Origin of the sequence: Nostoc sp. (assembly GCF_036917575.1) — a bacterium.
Taxonomy (GTDB): Bacteria; Cyanobacteriota; Cyanobacteriia; order Cyanobacteriales; family Nostocaceae; genus Nostoc.
On the sequence record NZ_JBALDC010000031.1, the window covers coordinates 1 to 19,801 of the forward strand.

General features: G+C 40.4%; 21 protein-coding genes. 10 read left to right on the forward strand and 11 right to left on the reverse strand.

Translation table 11 applies throughout. The features are described from left to right. Window positions 1–329 precede the first annotated feature (329 nt). Window positions 330–986 (forward strand): class I SAM-dependent methyltransferase, encoded by a 657-nt coding sequence (locus V7K79_RS07525; protein WP_335046193.1) that lies wholly within the window; start codon window positions 330–332, stop codon window positions 984–986. A gap of 86 nt (window positions 987–1,072) precedes the next feature. Here the strand turns inward: V7K79_RS07525 and V7K79_RS07530 are convergent, their stop codons facing one another. Beyond that, on the reverse strand, window positions 1,073–2,029 hold the full coding sequence (locus V7K79_RS07530) for an aldo/keto reductase (RefSeq protein ID WP_335046195.1): 957 nt from the start codon (window positions 2,027–2,029) through the stop codon (window positions 1,073–1,075). A 272-nt stretch (window positions 2,030–2,301) separates the two neighbouring features. On the opposite strand from V7K79_RS07530, the gene V7K79_RS07535 reads away from it, so the two are divergent. Then, entirely contained in the window at window positions 2,302–3,042 is a 741-nt protein-coding gene (locus V7K79_RS07535) for an SDR family oxidoreductase (protein ID WP_335046196.1), read from the forward strand. 226 nt (window positions 3,043–3,268) lie between these two features. On the opposite strand, the gene V7K79_RS07540 is transcribed toward V7K79_RS07535, so the two are convergent. Further along, entirely contained in the window at window positions 3,269–5,020 is a 1,752-nt protein-coding gene (locus V7K79_RS07540; RefSeq protein ID WP_335046198.1) for a serine/threonine-protein kinase, read from the reverse strand. Window positions 5,021–5,634: 614 nt separating this feature from the next. On the opposite strand from V7K79_RS07540, the gene V7K79_RS07545 reads away from it, so the two are divergent. The 3 genes from V7K79_RS07545 (at window position 5,635) to V7K79_RS07555 (ending at window position 8,026) form a co-directional block, all read left to right on the forward strand. Then, a complete protein-coding gene (locus V7K79_RS07545) occupies window positions 5,635–6,378 on the forward strand; it encodes a hypothetical protein (protein ID WP_335046200.1) in 744 nt (247 codons plus the stop codon). Between the two features lie 314 nt (window positions 6,379–6,692). Continuing rightward, window positions 6,693–7,568, forward strand: a complete 876-nt coding sequence (locus tag V7K79_RS07550; RefSeq protein ID WP_335046229.1) for an SDR family oxidoreductase — start codon at window positions 6,693–6,695, stop codon at window positions 7,566–7,568. A 272-nt stretch (window positions 7,569–7,840) separates the two neighbouring features. Next, entirely contained in the window at window positions 7,841–8,026 is a 186-nt protein-coding gene (locus V7K79_RS07555; protein WP_335046201.1) for a DUF308 domain-containing protein, read from the forward strand. A 101-nt stretch (window positions 8,027–8,127) separates the two neighbouring features. Here the strand turns inward: V7K79_RS07555 and V7K79_RS07560 are convergent, their stop codons facing one another. Both V7K79_RS07560 and V7K79_RS07565 read right to left on the reverse strand, forming a co-directional pair. Further along, a complete protein-coding gene (locus tag V7K79_RS07560) occupies window positions 8,128–8,250 on the reverse strand; it encodes a hypothetical protein (protein ID WP_335046203.1) in 123 nt (40 codons plus the stop codon). 128 nt (window positions 8,251–8,378) lie between these two features. Then, on the reverse strand, window positions 8,379–9,932 hold the full coding sequence (locus V7K79_RS07565; RefSeq protein WP_335046204.1) for a YcjF family protein: 1,554 nt from the start codon (window positions 9,930–9,932) through the stop codon (window positions 8,379–8,381). A 225-nt stretch (window positions 9,933–10,157) separates the two neighbouring features. Here V7K79_RS07565 and V7K79_RS07570 point away from each other — a divergent pair, with 225 nt between their 5' ends. From V7K79_RS07570 to V7K79_RS07580, 3 genes are all read left to right on the forward strand, one after another. Next, entirely contained in the window at window positions 10,158–11,615 is a 1,458-nt protein-coding gene (locus V7K79_RS07570; protein WP_335046206.1) for a carotenoid oxygenase family protein, read from the forward strand. A gap of 52 nt (window positions 11,616–11,667) precedes the next feature. Then, the gene (locus V7K79_RS07575) at window positions 11,668–12,150 is read left to right on the forward strand and encodes a hypothetical protein (protein WP_335046208.1); all 483 of its coding nucleotides are present in this window, start codon (window positions 11,668–11,670) and stop codon (window positions 12,148–12,150) included. Between the two features lie 257 nt (window positions 12,151–12,407). After that, complete coding sequence (locus V7K79_RS07580; RefSeq protein WP_335046210.1) at window positions 12,408–13,277, forward strand: lysophospholipid acyltransferase family protein; 870 nt, start codon at window positions 12,408–12,410, stop codon at window positions 13,275–13,277. Between the two features lie 22 nt (window positions 13,278–13,299). Here V7K79_RS07580 and V7K79_RS07585 read toward each other — a convergent pair whose 3' ends face one another. The 5 genes from V7K79_RS07585 to V7K79_RS07605 all read right to left on the reverse strand — a co-directional run bounded on the left by V7K79_RS07585 (window position 13,300) and on the right by V7K79_RS07605 (window position 15,574). Beyond that, complete coding sequence (locus tag V7K79_RS07585) at window positions 13,300–13,560, reverse strand: MoaD/ThiS family protein (RefSeq protein ID WP_335046212.1); 261 nt, start codon at window positions 13,558–13,560, stop codon at window positions 13,300–13,302. Window positions 13,561–13,695: 135 nt separating this feature from the next. Continuing rightward, window positions 13,696–13,986 carry an Asp-tRNA(Asn)/Glu-tRNA(Gln) amidotransferase subunit GatC gene (gene gatC, locus V7K79_RS07590; RefSeq protein ID WP_335046213.1) on the reverse strand — a complete coding sequence of 97 codons (291 nt, stop codon included), beginning with the start codon at window positions 13,984–13,986 and terminating at the stop codon, window positions 13,696–13,698. Between the two features lie 6 nt (window positions 13,987–13,992). Further along, window positions 13,993–14,154, reverse strand: coding sequence for a hypothetical protein (locus V7K79_RS07595; RefSeq protein WP_335046215.1), 162 nt, complete (start codon window positions 14,152–14,154; stop codon window positions 13,993–13,995). A gap of 97 nt (window positions 14,155–14,251) precedes the next feature. Further along, window positions 14,252–14,773, reverse strand: coding sequence for a photosystem I assembly protein Ycf3 (locus V7K79_RS07600; protein WP_335046217.1), 522 nt, complete (start codon window positions 14,771–14,773; stop codon window positions 14,252–14,254). 99 nt (window positions 14,774–14,872) lie between these two features. After that, window positions 14,873–15,574, reverse strand: a complete 702-nt coding sequence (locus tag V7K79_RS07605; protein ID WP_335046219.1) for an SOS response-associated peptidase — start codon at window positions 15,572–15,574, stop codon at window positions 14,873–14,875. A gap of 197 nt (window positions 15,575–15,771) precedes the next feature. On the opposite strand from V7K79_RS07605, the gene V7K79_RS07610 reads away from it, so the two are divergent. Further along, on the forward strand, window positions 15,772–16,383 hold the full coding sequence (locus V7K79_RS07610) for a glutathione S-transferase family protein (protein WP_335046221.1): 612 nt from the start codon (window positions 15,772–15,774) through the stop codon (window positions 16,381–16,383). A 122-nt stretch (window positions 16,384–16,505) separates the two neighbouring features. On the opposite strand, the gene V7K79_RS07615 is transcribed toward V7K79_RS07610, so the two are convergent. Continuing rightward, on the reverse strand, window positions 16,506–16,733 hold the full coding sequence (locus tag V7K79_RS07615) for a DUF167 domain-containing protein (RefSeq protein ID WP_335046223.1): 228 nt from the start codon (window positions 16,731–16,733) through the stop codon (window positions 16,506–16,508). Continuing rightward, window positions 16,711–17,127 carry a ribosomal maturation YjgA family protein gene (locus tag V7K79_RS07620; RefSeq protein ID WP_335046225.1) on the reverse strand — a complete coding sequence of 139 codons (417 nt, stop codon included), beginning with the start codon at window positions 17,125–17,127 and terminating at the stop codon, window positions 16,711–16,713. The genes V7K79_RS07615 and V7K79_RS07620 overlap by 23 nt, the downstream gene beginning before the upstream one ends. Before the next feature lie 623 nt (window positions 17,128–17,750). On the opposite strand from V7K79_RS07620, the gene V7K79_RS07625 reads away from it, so the two are divergent. Next, entirely contained in the window at window positions 17,751–19,541 is a 1,791-nt protein-coding gene (locus V7K79_RS07625) for a calcium-binding protein (protein WP_335046227.1), read from the forward strand. The last annotated feature ends 260 nt before the right edge of the window (window positions 19,542–19,801 follow it).

A 19,801-nucleotide genomic window follows, 5' to 3' on the forward strand; every position in this document is an offset into this window, starting at 1 on the left:
TCTTATGCTTCTGGATGATTTAGCTCCTAAACTACTTGCTTATTCCGGAAAGTGACAGAAGAGGGATATAGCCGTAGTCACATAGGTTAGGACATTTTAAAAGAGTGAAAGCTAGGAATAGTAATAGTTTTACCTCCTGCCTTCTGCCTCCTGCCTCCTGCCTTCTGTGATATCTTGCAGTCTATTGCTAGGCGTAATACGTTAATTAAATTCATCCTATGAGGTGAGTCTAATGGGTGAGGTACAACAAACATGAAGTATTGTACCTTGAGGCTATAAATGGTTGTTTAGCACCCCGATTTCTCGGCCCAAAAATTAGGAAGTAGATAATGACTGTAAACCAAATTATTGGAGATTCAAAAAATCAGATTTTTGCAAACCTTGGCAAAAGTTTTTTTGCCTGGATGATGGATGCAAATACTAGAAAATATGATAAGATTGTCAGCGATCGCAAACGTTCTCTTTTTGCTAATCTTCAAGGTGAAGTGCTAGAAATTGGCCCTGGAATAGGCGCTAACTTATCCTACTATCCTAAAAATATCCACTGGATAGGAATCGAGTCAAATTTAGATACGCATTCCTCTCTCCAAAAACAAGCAGAAAAACTAAGTTTAAATATTGACCTCCGCATTGGTAATGCTGAATGGTTAGATGCCAAAGATAACAGTATTGATACTGTTATTAGTACATTAGTTTTATGCTCAGTGCCGAATATAGATTATACATTGCAGGCAATTTTAAGAGTACTTAAGCCAGGTGGACGCTTCTTATTTATTGAACATGTCGCCTCACCTCAAAAAAGTTTATTACGACAACGACAAAACACAATTAGTCCGATAGGGAAAGCAATAGGTAATGGTTGTCATCCAGATAGAGAAACTTGGATAGCATTAGGAAATGCTGGTTTTAGTAACATCCATTATGAGCGATTTGATGCACAATTGCCAATTGTTAGTCCTTATATTATCGGTGTAGCGACAAAGTAAAATAACTTTTAGCGGTTGCTGAATAAAAATATTAAATAAACCCCTAGCAAAAGCCGTGGGGTTTATAAGGTTTTCCAGTCGAGATTTTATGGATTTTCGCGCAGGAAAGTGTCAATATCATTTAGTTCCTGCTGATTAAGGCGAAAGTCTCCAGCACCAATAATTCCTTCCACCTGCTTGGGATTGCGTCCGCCAACGATCGCCGCAGTCACCGCCGGATTATTTAAAGTCCAAGCGATCGCCACTTCACCTGATGAGCGATCATGTTGCTCACCAATGTGTTGCAACACCTCAACTAACTTCAGGTTACGAGATAAACGTGGCTCCTGAAATTCACTATTGTTTTTGCGCCAATCATTATCTGGAAAATTGGCAACTCGCTCAGGTGTTATCTTTCCTGTAAGCAAACCAGATTGCATAGGTGAATAAACAATTACACCTATGTTGTTTTCCTTACAAAAAGGTAGAATCTCCTTTTCGACATCGTGCTTAACCAGCGAATAAGGCGGTTGCAATGAAGTGACTGGTACAATTTCCTGGATACGTTTCAACTGTTCTACATTGAAATTTGAAACCCCGATATAGCGAACCTTACCCTCATCCTTGAGTTTAGCCAGAGTCGTCCAGCCTTCTTCAACTTCTGAGTCAGGGTTGGGCCAGTGAATCTGATAGAGATCAATAGTTTCTATGTTGAGTCGGCGCAAACTGGCTTCAACCTCCCCTCGCACAGAATCCGCCTTCAGACTGTGACCAATTTCGCCCTTTTCATCCCAAGTCATTGAGCATTTGGTAAAAATGTAAGGGCGACTAGATCGACCTTTGAGTGCCTTAGCAACAACCTCTTCAGAATGCCCTAAACCATAGACAGCTGCGGTGTCAATCCAATTAACGCCGAGGTCAAGAGCACGATTTATTGCTGCGATCGATTCTTGGTCATTTTGCTCTCCCCAGCCAAAAGCCCATCCACCTCCACCAATCGCCCAAGCTCCAAAGCCGATTGGGGTAATGTTAAGCTCTGAATTACCAAGCTGTTTGGTTTGCATATCTACCTTTTGCAAGAATTTTTGAGTCAATTGCTACTTTAAGCTGCAAATATTCTCTCAACAGCTATCTTAAGTATGACTTACTACTAGTGCAAACATCACAATCAATCACTACTTGTGTAGGATTACTAAATCTTAAATGTGTTGATACAGCACTTTGCAAGTAAATGAAGTATATTCCTCCCCATTGTTATATATACTACTTATACACTACATTAAACTTACTCCAAGATAGTAACAGTTGTCAGTGTCAATCAAAATAGAGAAGTAATATGTCAGAAGATTTAAAAGGTAAAGTTGCCCTGATTACAGGTGCAAACAAAGGTATTGGGTATGAGATTGCCCGCCAACTAGGTTCTAGAGGTGCTAATATTCTTGTTGGTTCAAGAGATATAGGACGTGGTGAAGAAGCGGCGAATAAACTTCGTCTCAGCCAGATCGATGCTCGAACAATTCAACTTGATGTCAGCGATCAAAAAACAATCGACTCTGCGGCTAAACAAATCGAAAGCGAATTCGGAAAACTTGATATCCTTGTGAACAATGCTGGAATACTAAGTGATGGCGATCGCCTTCCACCTAGTCAAGTTAATGTTGAAACACTGCGACATACTTATGAAACGAATGTATTTGGAGTGTTTGCAGTTATAAAAGTGCTGTTACCACTTTTAAAGAAGTCAAAAGCAGGGCGAATAGTGAATTTATCAAGTGGTTTAGGTTCTCTGACTCAAAACTCCGATCCAAATTATGAATTTGCTGACTTTAAGCTTCTTGCTTATAACTCATCAAAAACAGCAGTGAATGCAATCACAGTTTTGTTGGCTACCGAACTTAAAGATACCCCTATTAAAGTCAATGCTGCCGATCCAGGTTTTACCGCAACTGACATTAATCAATACCAAGGATATCGCACTGTTGAGCAAGGTGCGATCGCAGCAGTAAGACTAGCTACTCTACCTGATGATGGTTCTAGTGGAGGTTTTTTTGATGAAAATGGTGTGGTTCCTTGGTAAAAATTAGAGGGCATTGGGCATGAGTTATTCCCCTTGTCCCCCATCGTACCTCTATGGGAAACAAGCTAGTAAGAGCGTCAACCCCTGCGGCAAATTCAAAATTCAAAATTCAAGACCCCACGGATAAATCTGTAGCTTGAATTAATGTTGCTTTGCATTTTTTCTTTTCCATAAATAAATTCAGGGGCTTATATCTTTTTTATTTGGTCATTACAAATTACTAAATTTACCGAATATTAACTTCTTGAAGATAATTTACTTCTGGAAAATATTTAACCTTAGTAATTAAGTTTTTCGGGAGGAAGAAATTTGTTTTTTTCCCGGAAGCTATGTTTTGATTATTAGTCAATAAGCGTTGTTTTTGAGTATACTCATTCAATTTGACTTGAGCTTGGGTATAAACTAGGGTATCTTGGGGAATATTTTTCAGAAATTTTACAGCTCGATCGAAATCACCAATAGATGCTTGTTTATTGGCTTTCTGTAAAAAGTAGGCTGCTCTGATCTGCCGCTTTCGATTGTATTCAGCTAACTTGTCTTGAACTAAAGCACCTGCATGACTTTCTTGAGGAATTTCACGCAGATATTGTAAGGCGGCAGAAAAATCTTTTTCAGCAGCTTTTTTATAAGCTTTTGCTAATAAATCTTGCGTCTGGATTTCAATGTTTAGAGAAGCTTGCTGAACTATTTTGTCTATTTTAGATTGCCAATAATAAATTTTTGGGACTTTAGTAGCAGCATGAAGAACATCTGACCATCTGCTCTCATTAAAAGCTATTTGTGCTGTTTCGTATTGTTGTGCAGCTACTTGCCATTGCTCTTGCCATTCTTCAATTGTAGCCTGCGCTTCTGGATAAACATTGCTGTGGGAGGGAATTGATTTAGCGAGTGCGATCGCTTCTTCTAAATCCCCTGCTTGATATTCTTTTGTAGCTTTATATAAAGTATCTGTTTCTGAATATGCAGGTGCAGTATTAACTAAAGAATATACACCAAATCCCATCACTAAAGAATTAGCTGCCAGTCCGACTTTCATTCCCGTTAATAATGGGGATGATTTTCCAGATGCAGGATTTTTCGCTACTTCTAGGGAAAATTGAGAATTTTCCTCTAATGTTTCTGATGGCTGAGGTTCCCAGATTATTTGTTTGAGTACCCGCAGCACTTCACCCGCAGACTGAAAGCGTTCTTGGTAATTGTAGCGGATCATTTGGCTGAGAACAGCAGCTAGATAATCGTTGACTGGCGTGTTTTGAGAACGCCAAAAAATTTCATTACTAGAAGGATCGGTTTTTAATTGTAATGGTTCTAGCCCTGTTAAAGCCTGAATGGCAATCATACCCAAAGCATAAATATCACTGTTGGGCTGTGTTTGACCAATAAATTGTTCTGGCGGTATGTATCCCAATGAAGTGACGGGAATTCTATAAATGGGCAATTCTGCACCTATGCCAAAATCGATCGACTGGATTGAACCAAAGTCAATCATAACTAACTTGTTATCAACAGTACGTCTAATCAAGTTTTCTGGTTTGATATCGCAATGGATCACGCCTTGAGAGTGAACAAATTCCAAAATACCTAAGACATCGATCAGGAATTTTACAACTTCGCTTTCACTCCATAAACACCCCCATTGTTGATTGATAGGCAATTCCGCAGTCAGCGCATGTCCTTCAATACACTCTTGCACTAAATAAAATTGCTGGTTTTCTTCAAAACAAGCGATAAATTCAGGAATTTGGTCATGACTTCCCAGAAGCTTGAGGGTTTGGGTTTCAGTCAGAAACAGTAACCTCAGCATCTCCAAGTAGCCGGATTCTGAACTGTTAACTTTAATCTGCTTAATAACGCATTTGGGATTTTCTGGATAATCTACGTCTACAGCAATGTATGTTTGTCCAAACACCCCTGCACCGAGGCTTTGGATAATTTGGTAACGCCCTTGTAGTAATTTACCGATTATGTGGTAGGTCATGACCTGGTTACTCAGTAAGTCCTTTTATTTAGTTTTTCTGACATTTCCTTCTATTTCCGGAATGCTTGAAAAATATATATCTTGAACTTTTGTTACTAAAATCCAAAATTGATTTATTTAAGTATTTTTACCTAAGTATTAGAAAGAGTGAATTACAAGATTCCTAACATTTTAAGAATAAAATTGACATAAAAAAGAGCCGAAACCACTATTTTCATCTGGTTATAATTTATAAAGATTATATAAAGTTTATATTAATTTTATGTATTCATCCTTGCTAACTCACAACTTTTTTAAATATTACGTATACTATATGTGCGTAAATACTTTGAAAATCTGATACAAAGCTAACAATATTGAATAGAATGCTAACCCAATAAATAATTTTTCATTACTAGTCTATAGATGAAAAATTGAAGAGTATGGGTTGTTCCTAGTTTGCACTTTTGGACTACAACATTTCAATTTAGTGGGGGTGTAAAAACGCCGATTATTTATCAGCCAATTCAGAGAGAATTAATTCTAAATTCTGACTCCTGACTCCTGAATTCTGTTCGATAAAGAATAGCTTTGTAAGTTTCAACTAAACAGGTTCTAATTTCAAGAGATATCCAATGAAAAGGTTTTATCAATTAGCAATTACGTCTGCTATTGTTGGGTTCGGATTAGGAACGCTGAATACAGCCCAAGCAGCAACTTTTACTCAGACTGCATCAGACCGAGGTTGGTGGGCTGCTGAAGATGGACTTTACGGCTCTAATTCTAACGATAATCTCAACTACGTAACTGGAAATATACGCGGAGCAGATTTACGTAACTATTTTACATTCGATCTTGGTAATCTAGTAGGAGTTACTTCAGCAACCTTGCAAATTCAACGATTTGAGGGTTCAGGAAATCCAACAGAGACTTTAGGTTTTTTTGATGTCTCAACACCTACTAATGTGTTGAGTCAGAAAAATAATAGTCCTAATAATACTATTTATAATGATTTGGGAAGTGGTAAAAACTATGGAAGTTTTAACGTCACTACTTCTGGCAATCCAAACGAAATCTTGAATTTTGCTCTCAACTCCAACGCCATTGCAGATATTAACGCCAGAAACGGAAATTTTTTCTCAATTGGAGGTGCGCTTCAAGGGGATCTTGTTGAGGAATATCTTTTTTCTGAGAGTGGTGGTCAAGCGTTTGCTAAACTTGTGGTCGATACCGATTCAACCCATGTTCCAGAACCTAGCGACCTTGGTGGGATAATAGTTGTTGGTGTTGGAGGCTGGTGGCTAAAGCAAAATGGCACTAAGAAAAGCGCAAATGTATTATTTACAAGGGTTTTATCACTTTGGAAAAATGTAGCTTAATGAAGCAGCGATCGCAAACTGAGAGTTGCAGATTATTCTGATTCCCAACCTTAAAACTATTAGTTTTCTAAACCCCTTATCAGGCAACTATTTCAGCTTTTCTTAGTGCGATTCCTTTCTTAAACTACTTAGTAAACTGGGAGTTTATAACCCAATAGCTACAAGCGCATCAATTAGCCCGCGCCTAAGTATTACATACTCTGGAACATTATTCTGCTCAAAGGGTGAGGAATCGTTCTCCTCAATGCTTGATACTTGAGTCTTGAATTGCAAAACTATCAAAAGAACAAGTGATGAAAGACGATCGATTAAAGATGCAAGACCCCCGGCAGCAATATCCCACTCCGCCCTTTCCCCAACAACCGCAGCCCGTACCAGGACTTGCTCAAAAGATGCAGCCCCAACCGGATCACGGTGAGCAGAGCTACATTGGATCTGGAAAGCTTGCAGGTCGGAAGGCATTGGTCACGGGAGCCGATTCTGGTATCGGGCGCGCTGTTGCGATCGCATTTGCGCGCGAAGGTGCTGATGTCGCGATCGGCTATCTTCCCAACGAGGAGGCTGATGCTCAAGAGGTGATCCAATTGATTGAACAATCAGGGCGCAAAGCGGTCGCGCTTCCCGGTGACATCACCGACGAGCATTTTTGCCAAAAGCTGGTAACAGATGCAGTGCAATCTTTGAACGGTTTAGATATTCTCGTGAACAATGCTGGCGCACAGACATCTTACCCATCAATTAGCGATATCACGACTGAGCATTTCGATAAAGTGATGAAGACAAACCTCTACGCGCTATTTTGGATTACGAAAGCAGCCGTTCCACATCTCAAGCCCGGAGCATCAATTATTAACACCACTTCGATTCAGGCATATCAACCTTCAGCGAGTCTGCTTGACTATGCGCTGACGAAAGCGGGCATTGAGAATTTCAGCAAATCTCTCGCCAAACAGATGATAGAGAAGGGAGTGCGCGTTAATGCAGTCGCACCCGGTCCATTCTGGACACCGCTACAGCCGAGTGGTGGTCAGACCCAGGAGAAGATCGAGAAATTTGGTTCTGAAGTTCCGCTCGGAAGACCCGGTCAGCCTGTGGAAATTGCTCCTGTGTATGTGTTGCTTGCTTCCCAAGAAGGCAGCTACATCACCGGAGAAGTTTATGGTGTAACAGGCGGCATCGGGATTGCCTAGTTCAAAATTTTGAAACGACTCTAGGAGAACTTTTATAAGAGTCACTGATCTTGAAAATAGGGAAAACCTTCAGATTAATTCTGCTTGGTTAACTGCGATCGCCACCAGAAAGGGCGGGTACGCCACAATACTGCACGCTTTGTGCATTTTTAAATCGGAATTGGGTTTGGGGAAAAGGTTAAAGGGTAAAGGTTAAAGGTTTTTTCTTTCCCCTTTCCCCTTCCCCTTTTCCCCTTAACCGAGAAGTATTGGGGTACGCCATCGCAATCGTTATGATTGTACTAGGCATGATTGGGATCGCATTTCCCTTCTTTGCGTTCGTTACTTCAGCGCTAGTATTTGGCTGGATTTTTGTGTTTGCCGGAATTGCTCAAATCATTTATGCCTTTGAGTCAAAAGGTGCTGGGTCAGTACAATGCAGAGATGGAAAAAGCACCGACTTTGGTCTGATAGTTTGATTCATGAGTTTTTAGCGACTTTCCTTGACATCAACACAGAATTGTAGCGGCATTTGAGAAATAGTCTTTATCTATCCAGTACCGCTATTTTATTTACACAATCAGTTGCTTGGTAGAGTTGCTTCGACTTGCCCAAGAAACTTAAGTGCTTGTTCTTTGAATTGCATTATGATTTCAGACACCGCATCTTCTCGACCAAAAGCTTCATAAAACTTGACTGACATTTGATTCCCAAAAAATGATTAGTTCTTGTCCGGGTTTAACACTTTTTATAATAGTGGGATAGATTCTTGTTGATTACAATCTAGTTTGCAGGGTTTTGGTAAATGTGGACGGTCTTCAATCGCATACTCTAATCCTTAGCTTCCGTATCTTCCTCAATCATCTCAGATTTTTCTGTTAATGGCTTAACTACCCGCGCGATCGCTTCTTGAATAAAAGCTTTAATAAATTCATCTCGGCGATTAATCTGAAATTGTCGCTGCACAACTTCTGTCATTCCACCATCACCCCAATCTTGGTCATGACGAAAATATTCAATGAAACTTTTACCAGCTATTCGTGTTAAATAAGCTGCTGTCACGCCTTGAATCGCCCTACCAACAATAAAGGTGGCAATATTAAGTTGCAACGCTGTAGATAATAATTGGATTGCTCCTTTGACAATGCCCAAACTAGCGAGCGTTTTTGCTAAAGAAAGGGCTAACTCTCGTCCCCGTTCCATATTCAATTCACAGCCGTAGACTCTGCCAATTTCCACAACCATTTGAGCATTAACAGCAGCTGTTGCCAGCAAATCTACCATTGGTATCGGCGTGACTGATACCACACCAGCACCAATCCATTGAAACCGTTCTACGATTTTGTCAGCTTGACGGCGACGCTGGCCATCGATGAGTTTTCGCGCTTCGTCTCCCAATCGCAGAGATTGTAAAAGAATATTATCTGCTACCAAATCTTCACCTTCAGCGCGTAAAACAGCAGCAGTGCGCCGCAGCAAAGGCACAATATCCGGTTCCGGCTGGAAGATTTCACCAGTTTCGAGTTGTGCAGATTGGGGATTAGCTGCGATCGCTACCACATCATTAGTAGTAATAAATCCCCGTACCCGTTGACGCAATCTCGCAAGGATGGATTCTTTATCTTCATCTGTATATAAATCAGTTTTGTTGAGAACTAGGAGCGATCGCTTGCCAATTTCTGCCAACCCCCGCAACGGCTCATATTCTGAGCGGCGTAAATCATTATCTACCACAAACAACAGTAAATCTGCTTCTGTTGCCAGTTCTCGTGCCATCTGTTCGCGTTCTGTTCCCGCTACCCCTGCTTCTAAAATCCCCGGCGTATCTGTAATTAAAATTTTGCGTTCTAATCCCTTCAACCGCAAACAATAGGTTTCTCCAACTTGAGTTGTACCCATTGGTGCATCCACTTGACCAACCATGCGTCCCATAATCGCATTTACTAAAGAAGTTTTGCCAGCACTCCCCGTACCAAATACGACTACTTGAATTTCGCCCCGTGATAGGTTAGCTTCAATCTCTCGCGATCGACTTAATAAAGCTTGGCGTGTGACTTCATCTTGAATTTGCGCTACCTGCTGCCGCACAGCCTGGAGAGTTGTAGAAGCAGCGTCAGATTTGCCAGCCGGAACTTGCGCCGCAGTCACTCGCTTTGGGTTGCGGCGCGATCGCTTTTCCCCAGTCCGAATCACCAATACATAATAGACAAAAGCCGCAACCAAACCTCCAATCAGGAGAATCAGCAATAACAGCAACAAATTGCCTAGCAACGGCGAATAGGACAATTGCCAATAGAGGCGTGATAGGGAATCAATTAGCCATAGGACTAGCCCCAAAATGACGATCAGACCGACAATCAGCGTTACTATGCGTGACAGAGGCATGGGTGGGAAAGTTTAGTAAGTATTTAGTAGGCAGATGCTTCTAATCTTAATAGTTTCAGCATTTTTTACCAGAGAAGGAGGCAGGAGGCAGGAGGCAGGGGGCAGGGGGAAAACAGGCTTTCTTGATAAAACAACAATGTTCACCCCATTTTTTGTATCCTTAAAAAATTGCAACAATGTAAAAATGCAATTGTCTACATTATCAATATTTTTAGAAGTTTTAGTATGCAGACTATTAGTAAAAAGTCAACAAAAAAATCCTGGGCTGGTGCGATCGCGCAACCAGCAAAAGAATTTCCCCTTACTCAGCTGTCAATTCTTTCTGGTAAAATTCCAGATGGCTTGCGTGGCACTCTTTACCGCAATGGCCCCGCACGGCTAGAACGCGGTGGCAATCGTGTGGGACATTGGTTTGATGGAGATGGGGCAATTCTCGGCGTTCATTTCACGGATGCAGGTGCTACCGGAGTCTATCGCTATGTGCAAACAGCAGAATATCAAGCTGAAACTGAAGCGGATAGGTTTCTTTATGGTGTCTATGGTATGCATCCGCCAGGCCCCATCTGGAAGCGCTGGAGTCAACAAATCAAGAATGCAGCGAACACTTCAGTTTTGGCTTTACCTGATAAATTGTTGGCTTTATGGGAAGCAACCAATCCATATAGCCTTGATTTGCAAACTCTAGAAACGAAGGGATTAGATAATTTAGGTGCTTTGGATAACGGATTACCTTATTCTGCTCATTACAAGCATGATGCACAAACAGGCGAGATTTTTAACTTTGGAATCAGTATCGGAAGTTCTGTACAACTGAATCTCTATAAAAGCGATCGCACAGGCAAAATTATCCAAAAAACAGCTTTTAAGCTAGATCGCTACTCGATAATGCATGATTTTGTTTTAACTCAAAGGTATCTGGTATTTTTCATGCCACCGATGCGGATGAAAATGCTCTCACTTTTGCTAGGTGTGACTACCTTTAGTGAATCCTTGTTGTGGGAACCTCAGTTAGGAACCCAGATGTTAATCTTTGACCGGGAAAACTTATCCTTAGTGAGTCGTGGTGAAACCGATGCCTGGTTCAATTGGCATTTTGGCAACGGCTATGAAGATAAAGACGGTTCCGTGATTCTGGACATGGTGCGATATGCAGATTTTCATCAGACTAATGAGTATCTCACAGAATTCGCAACTGGTGAGACGCACACAGTTACTAAAGGAACATTGTGGCAAGTGCGCCTCAATCCTCAAACTGGCAAAGTGATAGCAATACAGGAAGTTGTCAACCGCAAGTGTGAATTTCCCGTAGTGCAGCAATCGCAAGTTGGGCAACCTTGGCGCTATACTTATCTATCATTAATGCCCCAAAGAGGCAATATAGACAAAGAATGGTTCGGTGCGATCGCCCGCTTTGACTACAAAACCGAAACCATCACCGAAGCAGACTTAGGAGAAAACCGCTATCCTTCAGAACCCATCTACGCTCAAGATGCCCAAAACCCTGATCAAGGTTGGGTGTTAACCGTTGTATACGATGCTAATTCTCATAGTAGTGAAGTTTGGGTATTTGATAGCGATCGCTTGGATGCAGAACCCGTTTGCAAACTAAGATTACCTAGCGTTATTCCCCACAGCTTCCACGGCACTTGGAACCCAGCATCACAATTCAAAAATAATTGCTAAGTGTAAAAACGTAGTATTCTACATATTGGTATCTAAAAACAAGTCCAAAATCATGAGGAGAAACCCAATAGCATTACTATTTAGCGGAATGATTGTCAGCTTCGGACTGTCATCATTGTTAGCTCAAGCACAACAACAGGTTTCTGATACCCAAGTTGCAGCAATGGTAGAGGCGCTACGACTAGCTGCACCACAGACCGGCATTGCCAATGATGGACTTTACAGTGAATGGCAAGTTAAACCAGAAACCTTAAAAGGCTGGTCGAAATATTGTCTCAAACAACAACTAACACCAACGCAGTTTGAAAACAGTCCAGCGACGGCACGCCAAGTTGTATCTTGCATCACGCGCCGTGAGTTAAACAAGCAATTTATTGCCACTAATAATAATGAAACTGCTGCTGTCCGTGGCGTCGGTTGTTGGTGGATGACTGGCAGCTATAGAGGCTGCAACAGCGGATTTACTGCTACATATCTTCAAAAAGTTGTGGGTTTTTACCAGCAGCAGCGTTCAAAACCAACAACTACTCGATAGACATCAGCAAATTAATCGTTGTGTGGTAAAAGAAATACGAGTGAAAAAAAATGTAGAGACGTCTCTACAAAAGTTATGGATAACACATAATTAATTTCTAAAAATGTTTGATGATTAAGCGATCGCAATTAAGGAAAATCAACTTTTATTGCGTCTACATTGATTTTAATAACAGAGTTTTAGCCTTAACCAACTGTATTGAGTTATATCTAAACAAGGGATTATTTTAACTTTGTCAATCTTGTTAAAATGCATCAATGTCAAAAAAGCAACATTTCTTAAACAAAAAACCCGGTTGGTCTTTGGATGAGCGAGATCCAAAGTTCATAGAATCTCTGATGCCGCTGTTTGGCTTTTTGTATCAGTACTATTTCCAAGTTCAAACTAGTGGCTGGGAGAATATTCCACCCCAACAAAAAGTCCTATTTGTTGGTTCGCACAATGGTGGACTCGCAGCGCCTGATATGTCAATGATGATGTACGACTGGTTCCGAAGATTTGGTGTAGAGAAACCAGTTTATGGTTTGATGCATCCCAAGGTTTGGCAAGTTAGCACGCCACTAGCCCAATTAGTTGCTAAGGCTGGAGCAATCATCGCTCATCCAAAAATGGCTTACACTGCCTTACGCTCTGGAGCGAGTCTACTAGTTTATCCTGGTGGAGCCGAAGATCTCTTCCGACCGAATTATTTACGTAACAAAATTTACTTAGCAGGACGACAAGGATTTATCAAGTTAGCGTTACGGGAAAATGCGCCGATTGTGCCTGTGATATCCTGGGGCGCTCACGATACACTCATTATAATTGCTGACTGCTACAAAGTTGTGCAGAAACTTCATGAGTGGGGAATGCCTTGGCTATTAGATATCGACCCAGAAGTTTTTCCAATCTATCTTGGACTACCTTGGGGATTAGGAATTGGGCCATTGCCGAATATTCCATTACCAGTGCCCATACATACGCGAGTTTGTCCACCAATTGTATTTGAACGCTACGGTCGCCAAGCAGCTAGCGATCGCCAGTATGTCAATGAATGTTATGAATTAGTTGTTAGTCAAATGCAGCAAGAGTTAGATAACTTAATAAAGCTAACTGCCAAGACCAATTCTCTTGGAATGAATCTTTAATCGATCACTCCTAACTGTTTTCCTAGCCGCCGCTGACTGGTGGAATCAACACAACCTCATCTCCATCTTGTAGTAAGGTATCTGGTTCAACAAATATCCAATTAATCCCAAAACGGGTTATATCTCGCCATTGTGAGAGTTCAGGGTGTTCAGCTATGAGGCGATCGCATACTGCTTTGACTGGTATATTATTAGGAAATTCCAGCACCAGTTCCGAAACCCTAAAGGCTTCTTGATAAGCAGCGAACAACTTGACGGTAACGGTGATTACAGATTTAGACATATAACATACTTGGGCAGTACGAGCAAGTATTTTAATAGTTGCCAATAATATAAACAAATGTTTAACACAACTTATGTATGTTTTGCTTCCCTACCCTTTGTGCGTGAAACAAATCTAAAATCCCAAATTGTTTGACTATTCAGCATTGAGAATTTTTGGTACTTTGAAAAATTCGCCTTCCTGTTCCGGCGCACTGTTAAGAATACTTTCCCGATCAAGATAGGGTTGTAATTCATCTTCTCGTGTGATATTGCTGACATCAATTGCGCGTGTTGTTGGCAGCACATTACTGACATCAAGTTCATTCAATTGTTCGATATAGTCCAGAATACTTCCCAATTGGCTAGTGAATTGTTCCTCTTCTTGTGAAGTCAATTCTAAACGAGCAAGATTAGCTACTTTGTGAACTTGTTCTTGGTCAATCATCTTTTTTTAGTTAGGAGTTAGAGACGCGATTAATGAGCCAGCGCGTTGCAAAGAGAAGTTGGAGCGGAGGAAGCCTCCAATCCAAACTTCGGGGGGTTCCCACGACACTTCCTTCAAGTCGGGCATTGGCCGCCCAATGGAGTGGCTCTTCGTTGTAGCGACTGGCATCGCGTTTGTACAAAAGTTAGGAGTTAGAGACGCGATAATTAATCGCGTCTACATAGAAGTTAGAAGTGATTGATTAATAATTCCTAATTCATCACTTTTAGAAGAATACGTCAATTTGCGATCGCTTGGTGGTTTTCAGCCAGTTTTGAGCTTCAACATAGTTATTGGGGGCCATGCGAATCGCACGAATCCAATAGTCTGCTGCTTGGTCAAAAAGTGCTTCACCAGCCTCGTCATCTCCAGCTTCTTTTTGTTTTTCGCCTTGATAGTGGTAAATTACAGCGATGTTGTTCAAGGCTTGGGGCATACGTGGGTTTAATTCAATTCCCTGGTGATATAGTTCTAAAGCCTTCTGGTGGTCGCCATTGCTGGCATAGATTAGCCCCATATTATATAAAATATAGCCGCGATCGTTGGTATCTTCCTCTAATGTTAGAGCTTCTTCATAGTATTCCAACGCCTCAGCATATTCCCCTTCCGCTTGGGCCGACATACCATCTCGATAATAAACAAACGCTTCTTTAGCTTTTTTGTTGGTTGGCAGGATCTTTAGAATTATATCTGCCATCACAGTAAAGGATTTGTCAATAAAATTATCGTTTTTTTGTGTTCTTGGCATATTTGTCTCTGGGTATTGGGCATGGGGCATTGGGCATGGGGCATTGGGAAAACGCTTTTTTATCCCCTTGTCTTCCTAAACCCTTAGTTCACTTAATAGTTAATTTAACTGATTTGCGGGGGCATTCTTCTCACTCAGGGGTACGATACATTCTGAACTATTATGTCGAGAGTTGTTTACCAAGGTGCTAACTGGATATGCAATCATTGCTGGCGCTGGATATGGACGCAATAGCTGCTGTAGGGTTTGGGGTGTTTCCACTTGAGAATCTAGCCATAAATCGTAATCTTGCGGCTCTAGAATCACTGGCATCCGCTCGTGGATGGGTTGGAGTAATTCATTAGCTGCCGTTGTCAAAATTGTACAAGAAATTATTTCTTCGTCAGCAGGCGATCGCCATCTCTCCCACAAACCTGCAAAACCGAAGGGTTGCTCATCTTGAAGATGAAAATAAAATGGCTGCTTCTTACCTTGTTGGCGTTGCCACTCATAAAAGCCATCAGCCAGCACTAAACAGCGTCTGTGCTTAAAAGCCGAACGAAAAGCAGGTTTTTCGGCAACAGTTTCTGCCCTAGCATTAATCAGCTTTGCCCCCATTCCTGCATCTTTCGCCCATGACGGAATTAATCCCCAATGTAACTGCTTAAATTCCCGCTTTTCGCTTTCGGGATTTTGTAACACTGTCGCCACCATTTGCGTAGGCGCAATGTTATATTCGGCTGCCAAATCGGGAACTGACTCGACATGGAAAACTTTAGATAATCCTGCTGCTGACTGGTTTAAAGTAAATCTTCCACACATAGTTTTCTTTTCGACCATTAACTAAATTAAACATCTCAATCTAGAAATAAATAATATTTTTTTATTTTCTCGAATAATTTTATGTAGTACGTTCAGATATCAAATACAAAAAAAATATCCGGTTTTGGGAAAATCTTTTGGTAAAATATTGTATTTTGAACATTCGCTTATCAAAATATTCCTAACTGTATTTTAACATGGAACTACTGCATTTGTACGATTTTTTACCTTCTGGTCATGGTTATAAGATACGTCTTTTATTGACACAACTAGGTATGCCTTTTGAAAGGATAGAGATTAACATCTTGAAGAACGAGACTCAAACACCAGAATTTTTGAGTAAAAATCCTAACGGTAAGATACCTGTTCTAGAAATCGAGGCAGGGAAATATTTGGCAGAATCAAATGCCATATTGGTTTATCTGAGCGAAGGTACAGAGTTTTTACCTTATGACCGCTTTTTACGAGCGCAGGTACTGCAATGGTTATGTTTTGAACAATATAGCCATGAGCCTTTTATTGCTACATCAAGATTTTGGATTTCTATTCTAGGTAAAGCTGAAGAATATAGTGAAGCTATCAAACAAAAACGTAAACCAGGAAATGCAGCACTTAACTTGATGGATAAACATTTAACTTCTCAAGATTTTTTTGTGGGAGAACGTTATACGATTGCTGATATTGCCTTGTTCGCTTATACTCATGTAGCTAATGAAGGTGGGTTTGATTTAACACAATATCCTGCTATCCAAGCTTGGATAGAAAGAGTCAAAACTCAACCAAGGTATATCAGTATTACAGAGGCATAAAAATTAGATTTTGCAAGTTTCTATCTCTGGTTTCTTATCTCTAGTAGAGAATGTACTGGGTGGAATATAGCTCACATTCAGAAGGCAGCAAAGTCTTCAAAAAAGGTATTATGAAGCAGCAATTAGATATTCGTATTAATTTCTATCAGCTTTTGCCGAGAGGAGAAACCTGACTTAATTCTGATATGAGACTTGGGTACATCAAATTTATCTGCTAGTAGTTTAATTAACTCTTCATTAGCCTTACCATCAATTGGGGGCGATTTTAAATAAACAGTTAGACTACCATCAAGTTGTTCTTCAATTTTTTGCTGTTTTGAATTAGGTTTAACTTTGACTTTTTTTTGCATCACCTATTCCGTGTAATTGTCGCAGCCACAACCAGCCTAAAATAGAACCCAATACATAATGAGGAAAATCCCACCAAACGAAGGTCGTACCAAGTAACAATTTACCTATTAAGGTGGCGCGAATTTGCTCTAATAGTGGCGGATGCCAAAGTTGTAAGAATTCTAGTATACAGGTAATGACAAAAACCCATATAGGAATTTGGATTACTGCTGCTCGATTTCTGAAAAACCAAAATGCGAACAGACACCAAAATATTTCATAAAATACAGCTGCTCCGTAATCATTAAACCAGTGATGGGCAGGTCCATTATAATACTTAAACAAAAATCCTATCGGTACAACGATGAGTGTAGAAATAATAATAAATATTGTTTGGTTACGGTATCGAAGCATTTTTTATAGACTAGAGACTATGCAAAATTTTAGCAACGGAACGAATATAAGTCTCCTCTAGGTATTAGAGAAAAAAATAAGTAAAATTTGGTTGAGGTCTGAATCTTCAATTCAAATTTTCAAGAGTCCCCTATTTACGCGCTCTGGTTTGGCTTCAGTCCCCTTGCAATTCAACATGGGCTATTGCTCCAAATACAGATTTGGGATATATCGATCTATTTGGATTAATTAAGTATTTTTAAGATTTAATAATAAAACTTATGTAGTTTTGTACTTCATGATAATTAAATAATTACAGCATGGGTTCAAAAATTGGAAACAAACTAAAATGTTTGACCTAATTACTTGATTATTTGTGTAATTAATTTAATGGATTGTCAAGAAATAAATTATTTAATTTTTTAGGTATGCGTTTTGCTCGCAATCAAAGGCTGGCTTTTGGGATCAGCCTACAGTAAGTAATTGGATATTTATTTCTTGAGAAGTTCCTAATTAAATAATTAATGTTTTTTAACATGAAATTACGTAAATGACAAGTAATCTACATTGAACTAATAAACAGTTTTTTGATTGATGCTGAACTTACATATTTAGTGAGAAATTTAGGAGATAGGAGAGATAAAATGGTTTTCGGTACTACAAATCCTGACACAATAAATGGGAGTTCGGGAAATGATACGATAGTTGGCTGGGCTAGTGGTGGTAATGCCAATAGTACCTCCGGTAACGATGTCTTGAATGGTTTGGCTGGTAACGATTCCCTCGCAGGTGGAACGGCGAATGACAGTCTCAGCGGTGGAGATGGCAATGATACACTTGATGGAGGCACAGGAAACAATACCTTAAAAGGCGGTGCAGGTAGTGACACTTTCAAAGGCAGTCAGGGTAACGACAACATTGATGGTGGAGATGGCATTGATACCGCAGATTACAGTCAACTAAGTCAAAGTATTACCTTGTCAGGTGTTGGAACCATTCAAAAAGCTGGCGGATTGGGAAAAGACCAACTCTTTAAAGTGGAAAAGGTCATTGCTAACGCTAAGGTTGCCAACAACACCATTGATGCATCTCAATCTCTGCCTGGGGTATTTATCACCGTTAACCTGCAAACCCAAAGTTTGGCTGCTAATAAGGTTCCTGGTTTGGGAACATTGTCATTTACCGCAGTCAACTTTGATAATGTCATCGGTACAAATGGAAATGATAGCATTGCTGGCGATAACCAAAATAACCGATTATCCGGTAATAATGGCAATGACACACTTGATGGCGGTTTAGGTATTGACACTTTGAATGGAGGGCTAGGTGATGATACTTACGTCGTTGACACTGATTTTGATACTATTACAGAGGTTGCGAATTCAGGCATAGATACCGTCCGGTCTTCTGTAACCTATACACTAGGAGCCAATCTGGAGAACTTGAGGCTGAGAGAAGGTGGCAATATTACTGGGACCGGTAATAGTTTTAACAACTTCCTTTTTGGTAATACTTCTAATAACACTCTAAATGGAAGAATCGGTGATGATACGTTAGACGGTAGTAATGGCGATGATACCCTTAATGGTGAGGACGGTGATGATAGCCTACAAGGCGGGCCGGGTAATGAAATACTCAATGGGGGATCTGGAAACGATATCCTCATCGGTACTTTTCCTGGTAGTCCGCTTCCACCCGGATTAGGAGAAACTGATACTTTAACTGGTGGAACTGGGGCAGATAGATTTATTTTGGGAGACGCTGTAAATATTTTCTACGACGATAACAACAGCGTAAATCCTGGCTTTGGGGACTACGCTACTATTACTGACTTCGACTCTAGCCAAGATCAAATTGAACTCAAAGGATCTTTACAAGACTATCGCCTACAAGTTGTTGGCAGCAATACACGAATATTTTCAGACAAACCGGGAGTAGAACCAGATGAGTTCATCGGTATTGTGCTGGGGAAAAACAATCTCAGACTTGATAGTGATGATTTCCTTTTCTTTGAAAGAGAAAATGCTGGAGAAGGTACAAACAACACACTGGCTACTGCTGAAGGGTTAGGTTCCTTATCATCAGGCTCAAACATTAATCTTTCAGCCCAGATTGCCACAGTTCAACCAGGGGGCGATCCCGATTTTGACTTTTTTAAATTTTCTTTAGCAAATCCTGGAACTGTCACTATTAAGACAGTGACATCAGGAGATACAGTTCTGGGATTGTTTGATGATACTGGGATTGGGAATTTACTGGAAAGTAATGACGATAGTAGCGGTAGCAATTCGTCATTAATTACCAGTTCCCTGAGTGCAGGTACGTACTACATTTCAGTGAGTAAATATGCTTTCTTGCCTGAAAATGGCGGAACTTTCTCTGGTAACAGTTCTAATCCTGATTTTTCTTATACACTAGGAGTCAGTTTTGCATAAAAACATTGTCAACTTAAGAAAGTACTAATATTAGAAGACAGATTCAAGGATACTTTTTCTCGTGATTAGGGGAACACGGCAGCGTGTTCTCCTTTATCTGATATAAGACTATTTATAAATCAGTACTTATCTTCAAGGGCAACACATCTTATACTATAGGACTCCTATTTGATTTTTGAACAAGACGAAGAGAGAATACGGAGTGGGGTACAAGTCTAACAGGAAACAATGATAAGTCAGCATTTCCAAGCTGCCACACT

What these genes read in the sequence shown, in the direction of transcription:
- V7K79_RS07525 (WP_335046193.1), top strand. Translation starts at nt 330, where the DNA reads ATGACTGTAAACCAAATTATTGGAGATTCAAAAAATCAGATTTTTGCA.
- V7K79_RS07530 (WP_335046195.1), bottom strand. Translation starts at nt 2,029, where the DNA reads ATGCAAACCAAACAGCTTGGTAATTCAGAGCTTAACATTACCCCAATC.
- V7K79_RS07535 (WP_335046196.1), top strand. Translation starts at nt 2,302, where the DNA reads ATGTCAGAAGATTTAAAAGGTAAAGTTGCCCTGATTACAGGTGCAAAC.
- V7K79_RS07540 (WP_335046198.1), bottom strand. Translation starts at nt 5,020, where the DNA reads ATGACCTACCACATAATCGGTAAATTACTACAAGGGCGTTACCAAATT.
- V7K79_RS07545 (WP_335046200.1), top strand. Translation starts at nt 5,635, where the DNA reads ATGAAAAGGTTTTATCAATTAGCAATTACGTCTGCTATTGTTGGGTTC.
- V7K79_RS07550 (WP_335046229.1), top strand. Translation starts at nt 6,693, where the DNA reads ATGCAAGACCCCCGGCAGCAATATCCCACTCCGCCCTTTCCCCAACAA.
- V7K79_RS07555 (WP_335046201.1), top strand. Translation starts at nt 7,841, where the DNA reads ATGATTGTACTAGGCATGATTGGGATCGCATTTCCCTTCTTTGCGTTC.
- V7K79_RS07560 (WP_335046203.1), bottom strand. Translation starts at nt 8,250, where the DNA reads ATGTCAGTCAAGTTTTATGAAGCTTTTGGTCGAGAAGATGCGGTGTCT.
- V7K79_RS07565 (WP_335046204.1), bottom strand. Translation starts at nt 9,932, where the DNA reads ATGCCTCTGTCACGCATAGTAACGCTGATTGTCGGTCTGATCGTCATT.
- V7K79_RS07570 (WP_335046206.1), top strand. Translation starts at nt 10,158, where the DNA reads ATGCAGACTATTAGTAAAAAGTCAACAAAAAAATCCTGGGCTGGTGCG.
- V7K79_RS07575 (WP_335046208.1), top strand. Translation starts at nt 11,668, where the DNA reads ATGAGGAGAAACCCAATAGCATTACTATTTAGCGGAATGATTGTCAGC.
- V7K79_RS07580 (WP_335046210.1), top strand. Translation starts at nt 12,408, where the DNA reads ATGTCAAAAAAGCAACATTTCTTAAACAAAAAACCCGGTTGGTCTTTG.
- V7K79_RS07585 (WP_335046212.1), bottom strand. Translation starts at nt 13,560, where the DNA reads ATGTCTAAATCTGTAATCACCGTTACCGTCAAGTTGTTCGCTGCTTAT.
- gatC (WP_335046213.1), bottom strand. Translation starts at nt 13,986, where the DNA reads ATGATTGACCAAGAACAAGTTCACAAAGTAGCTAATCTTGCTCGTTTA.
- V7K79_RS07595 (WP_335046215.1), bottom strand. Translation starts at nt 14,154, where the DNA reads ATGCCAGTCGCTACAACGAAGAGCCACTCCATTGGGCGGCCAATGCCC.
- V7K79_RS07600 (WP_335046217.1), bottom strand. Translation starts at nt 14,773, where the DNA reads ATGCCAAGAACACAAAAAAACGATAATTTTATTGACAAATCCTTTACT.
- V7K79_RS07605 (WP_335046219.1), bottom strand. Translation starts at nt 15,574, where the DNA reads ATGTGTGGAAGATTTACTTTAAACCAGTCAGCAGCAGGATTATCTAAA.
- V7K79_RS07610 (WP_335046221.1), top strand. Translation starts at nt 15,772, where the DNA reads ATGGAACTACTGCATTTGTACGATTTTTTACCTTCTGGTCATGGTTAT.
- V7K79_RS07615 (WP_335046223.1), bottom strand. Translation starts at nt 16,733, where the DNA reads ATGCAAAAAAAAGTCAAAGTTAAACCTAATTCAAAACAGCAAAAAATT.
- V7K79_RS07620 (WP_335046225.1), bottom strand. Translation starts at nt 17,127, where the DNA reads ATGCTTCGATACCGTAACCAAACAATATTTATTATTATTTCTACACTC.
- V7K79_RS07625 (WP_335046227.1), top strand. Translation starts at nt 17,751, where the DNA reads ATGGTTTTCGGTACTACAAATCCTGACACAATAAATGGGAGTTCGGGA.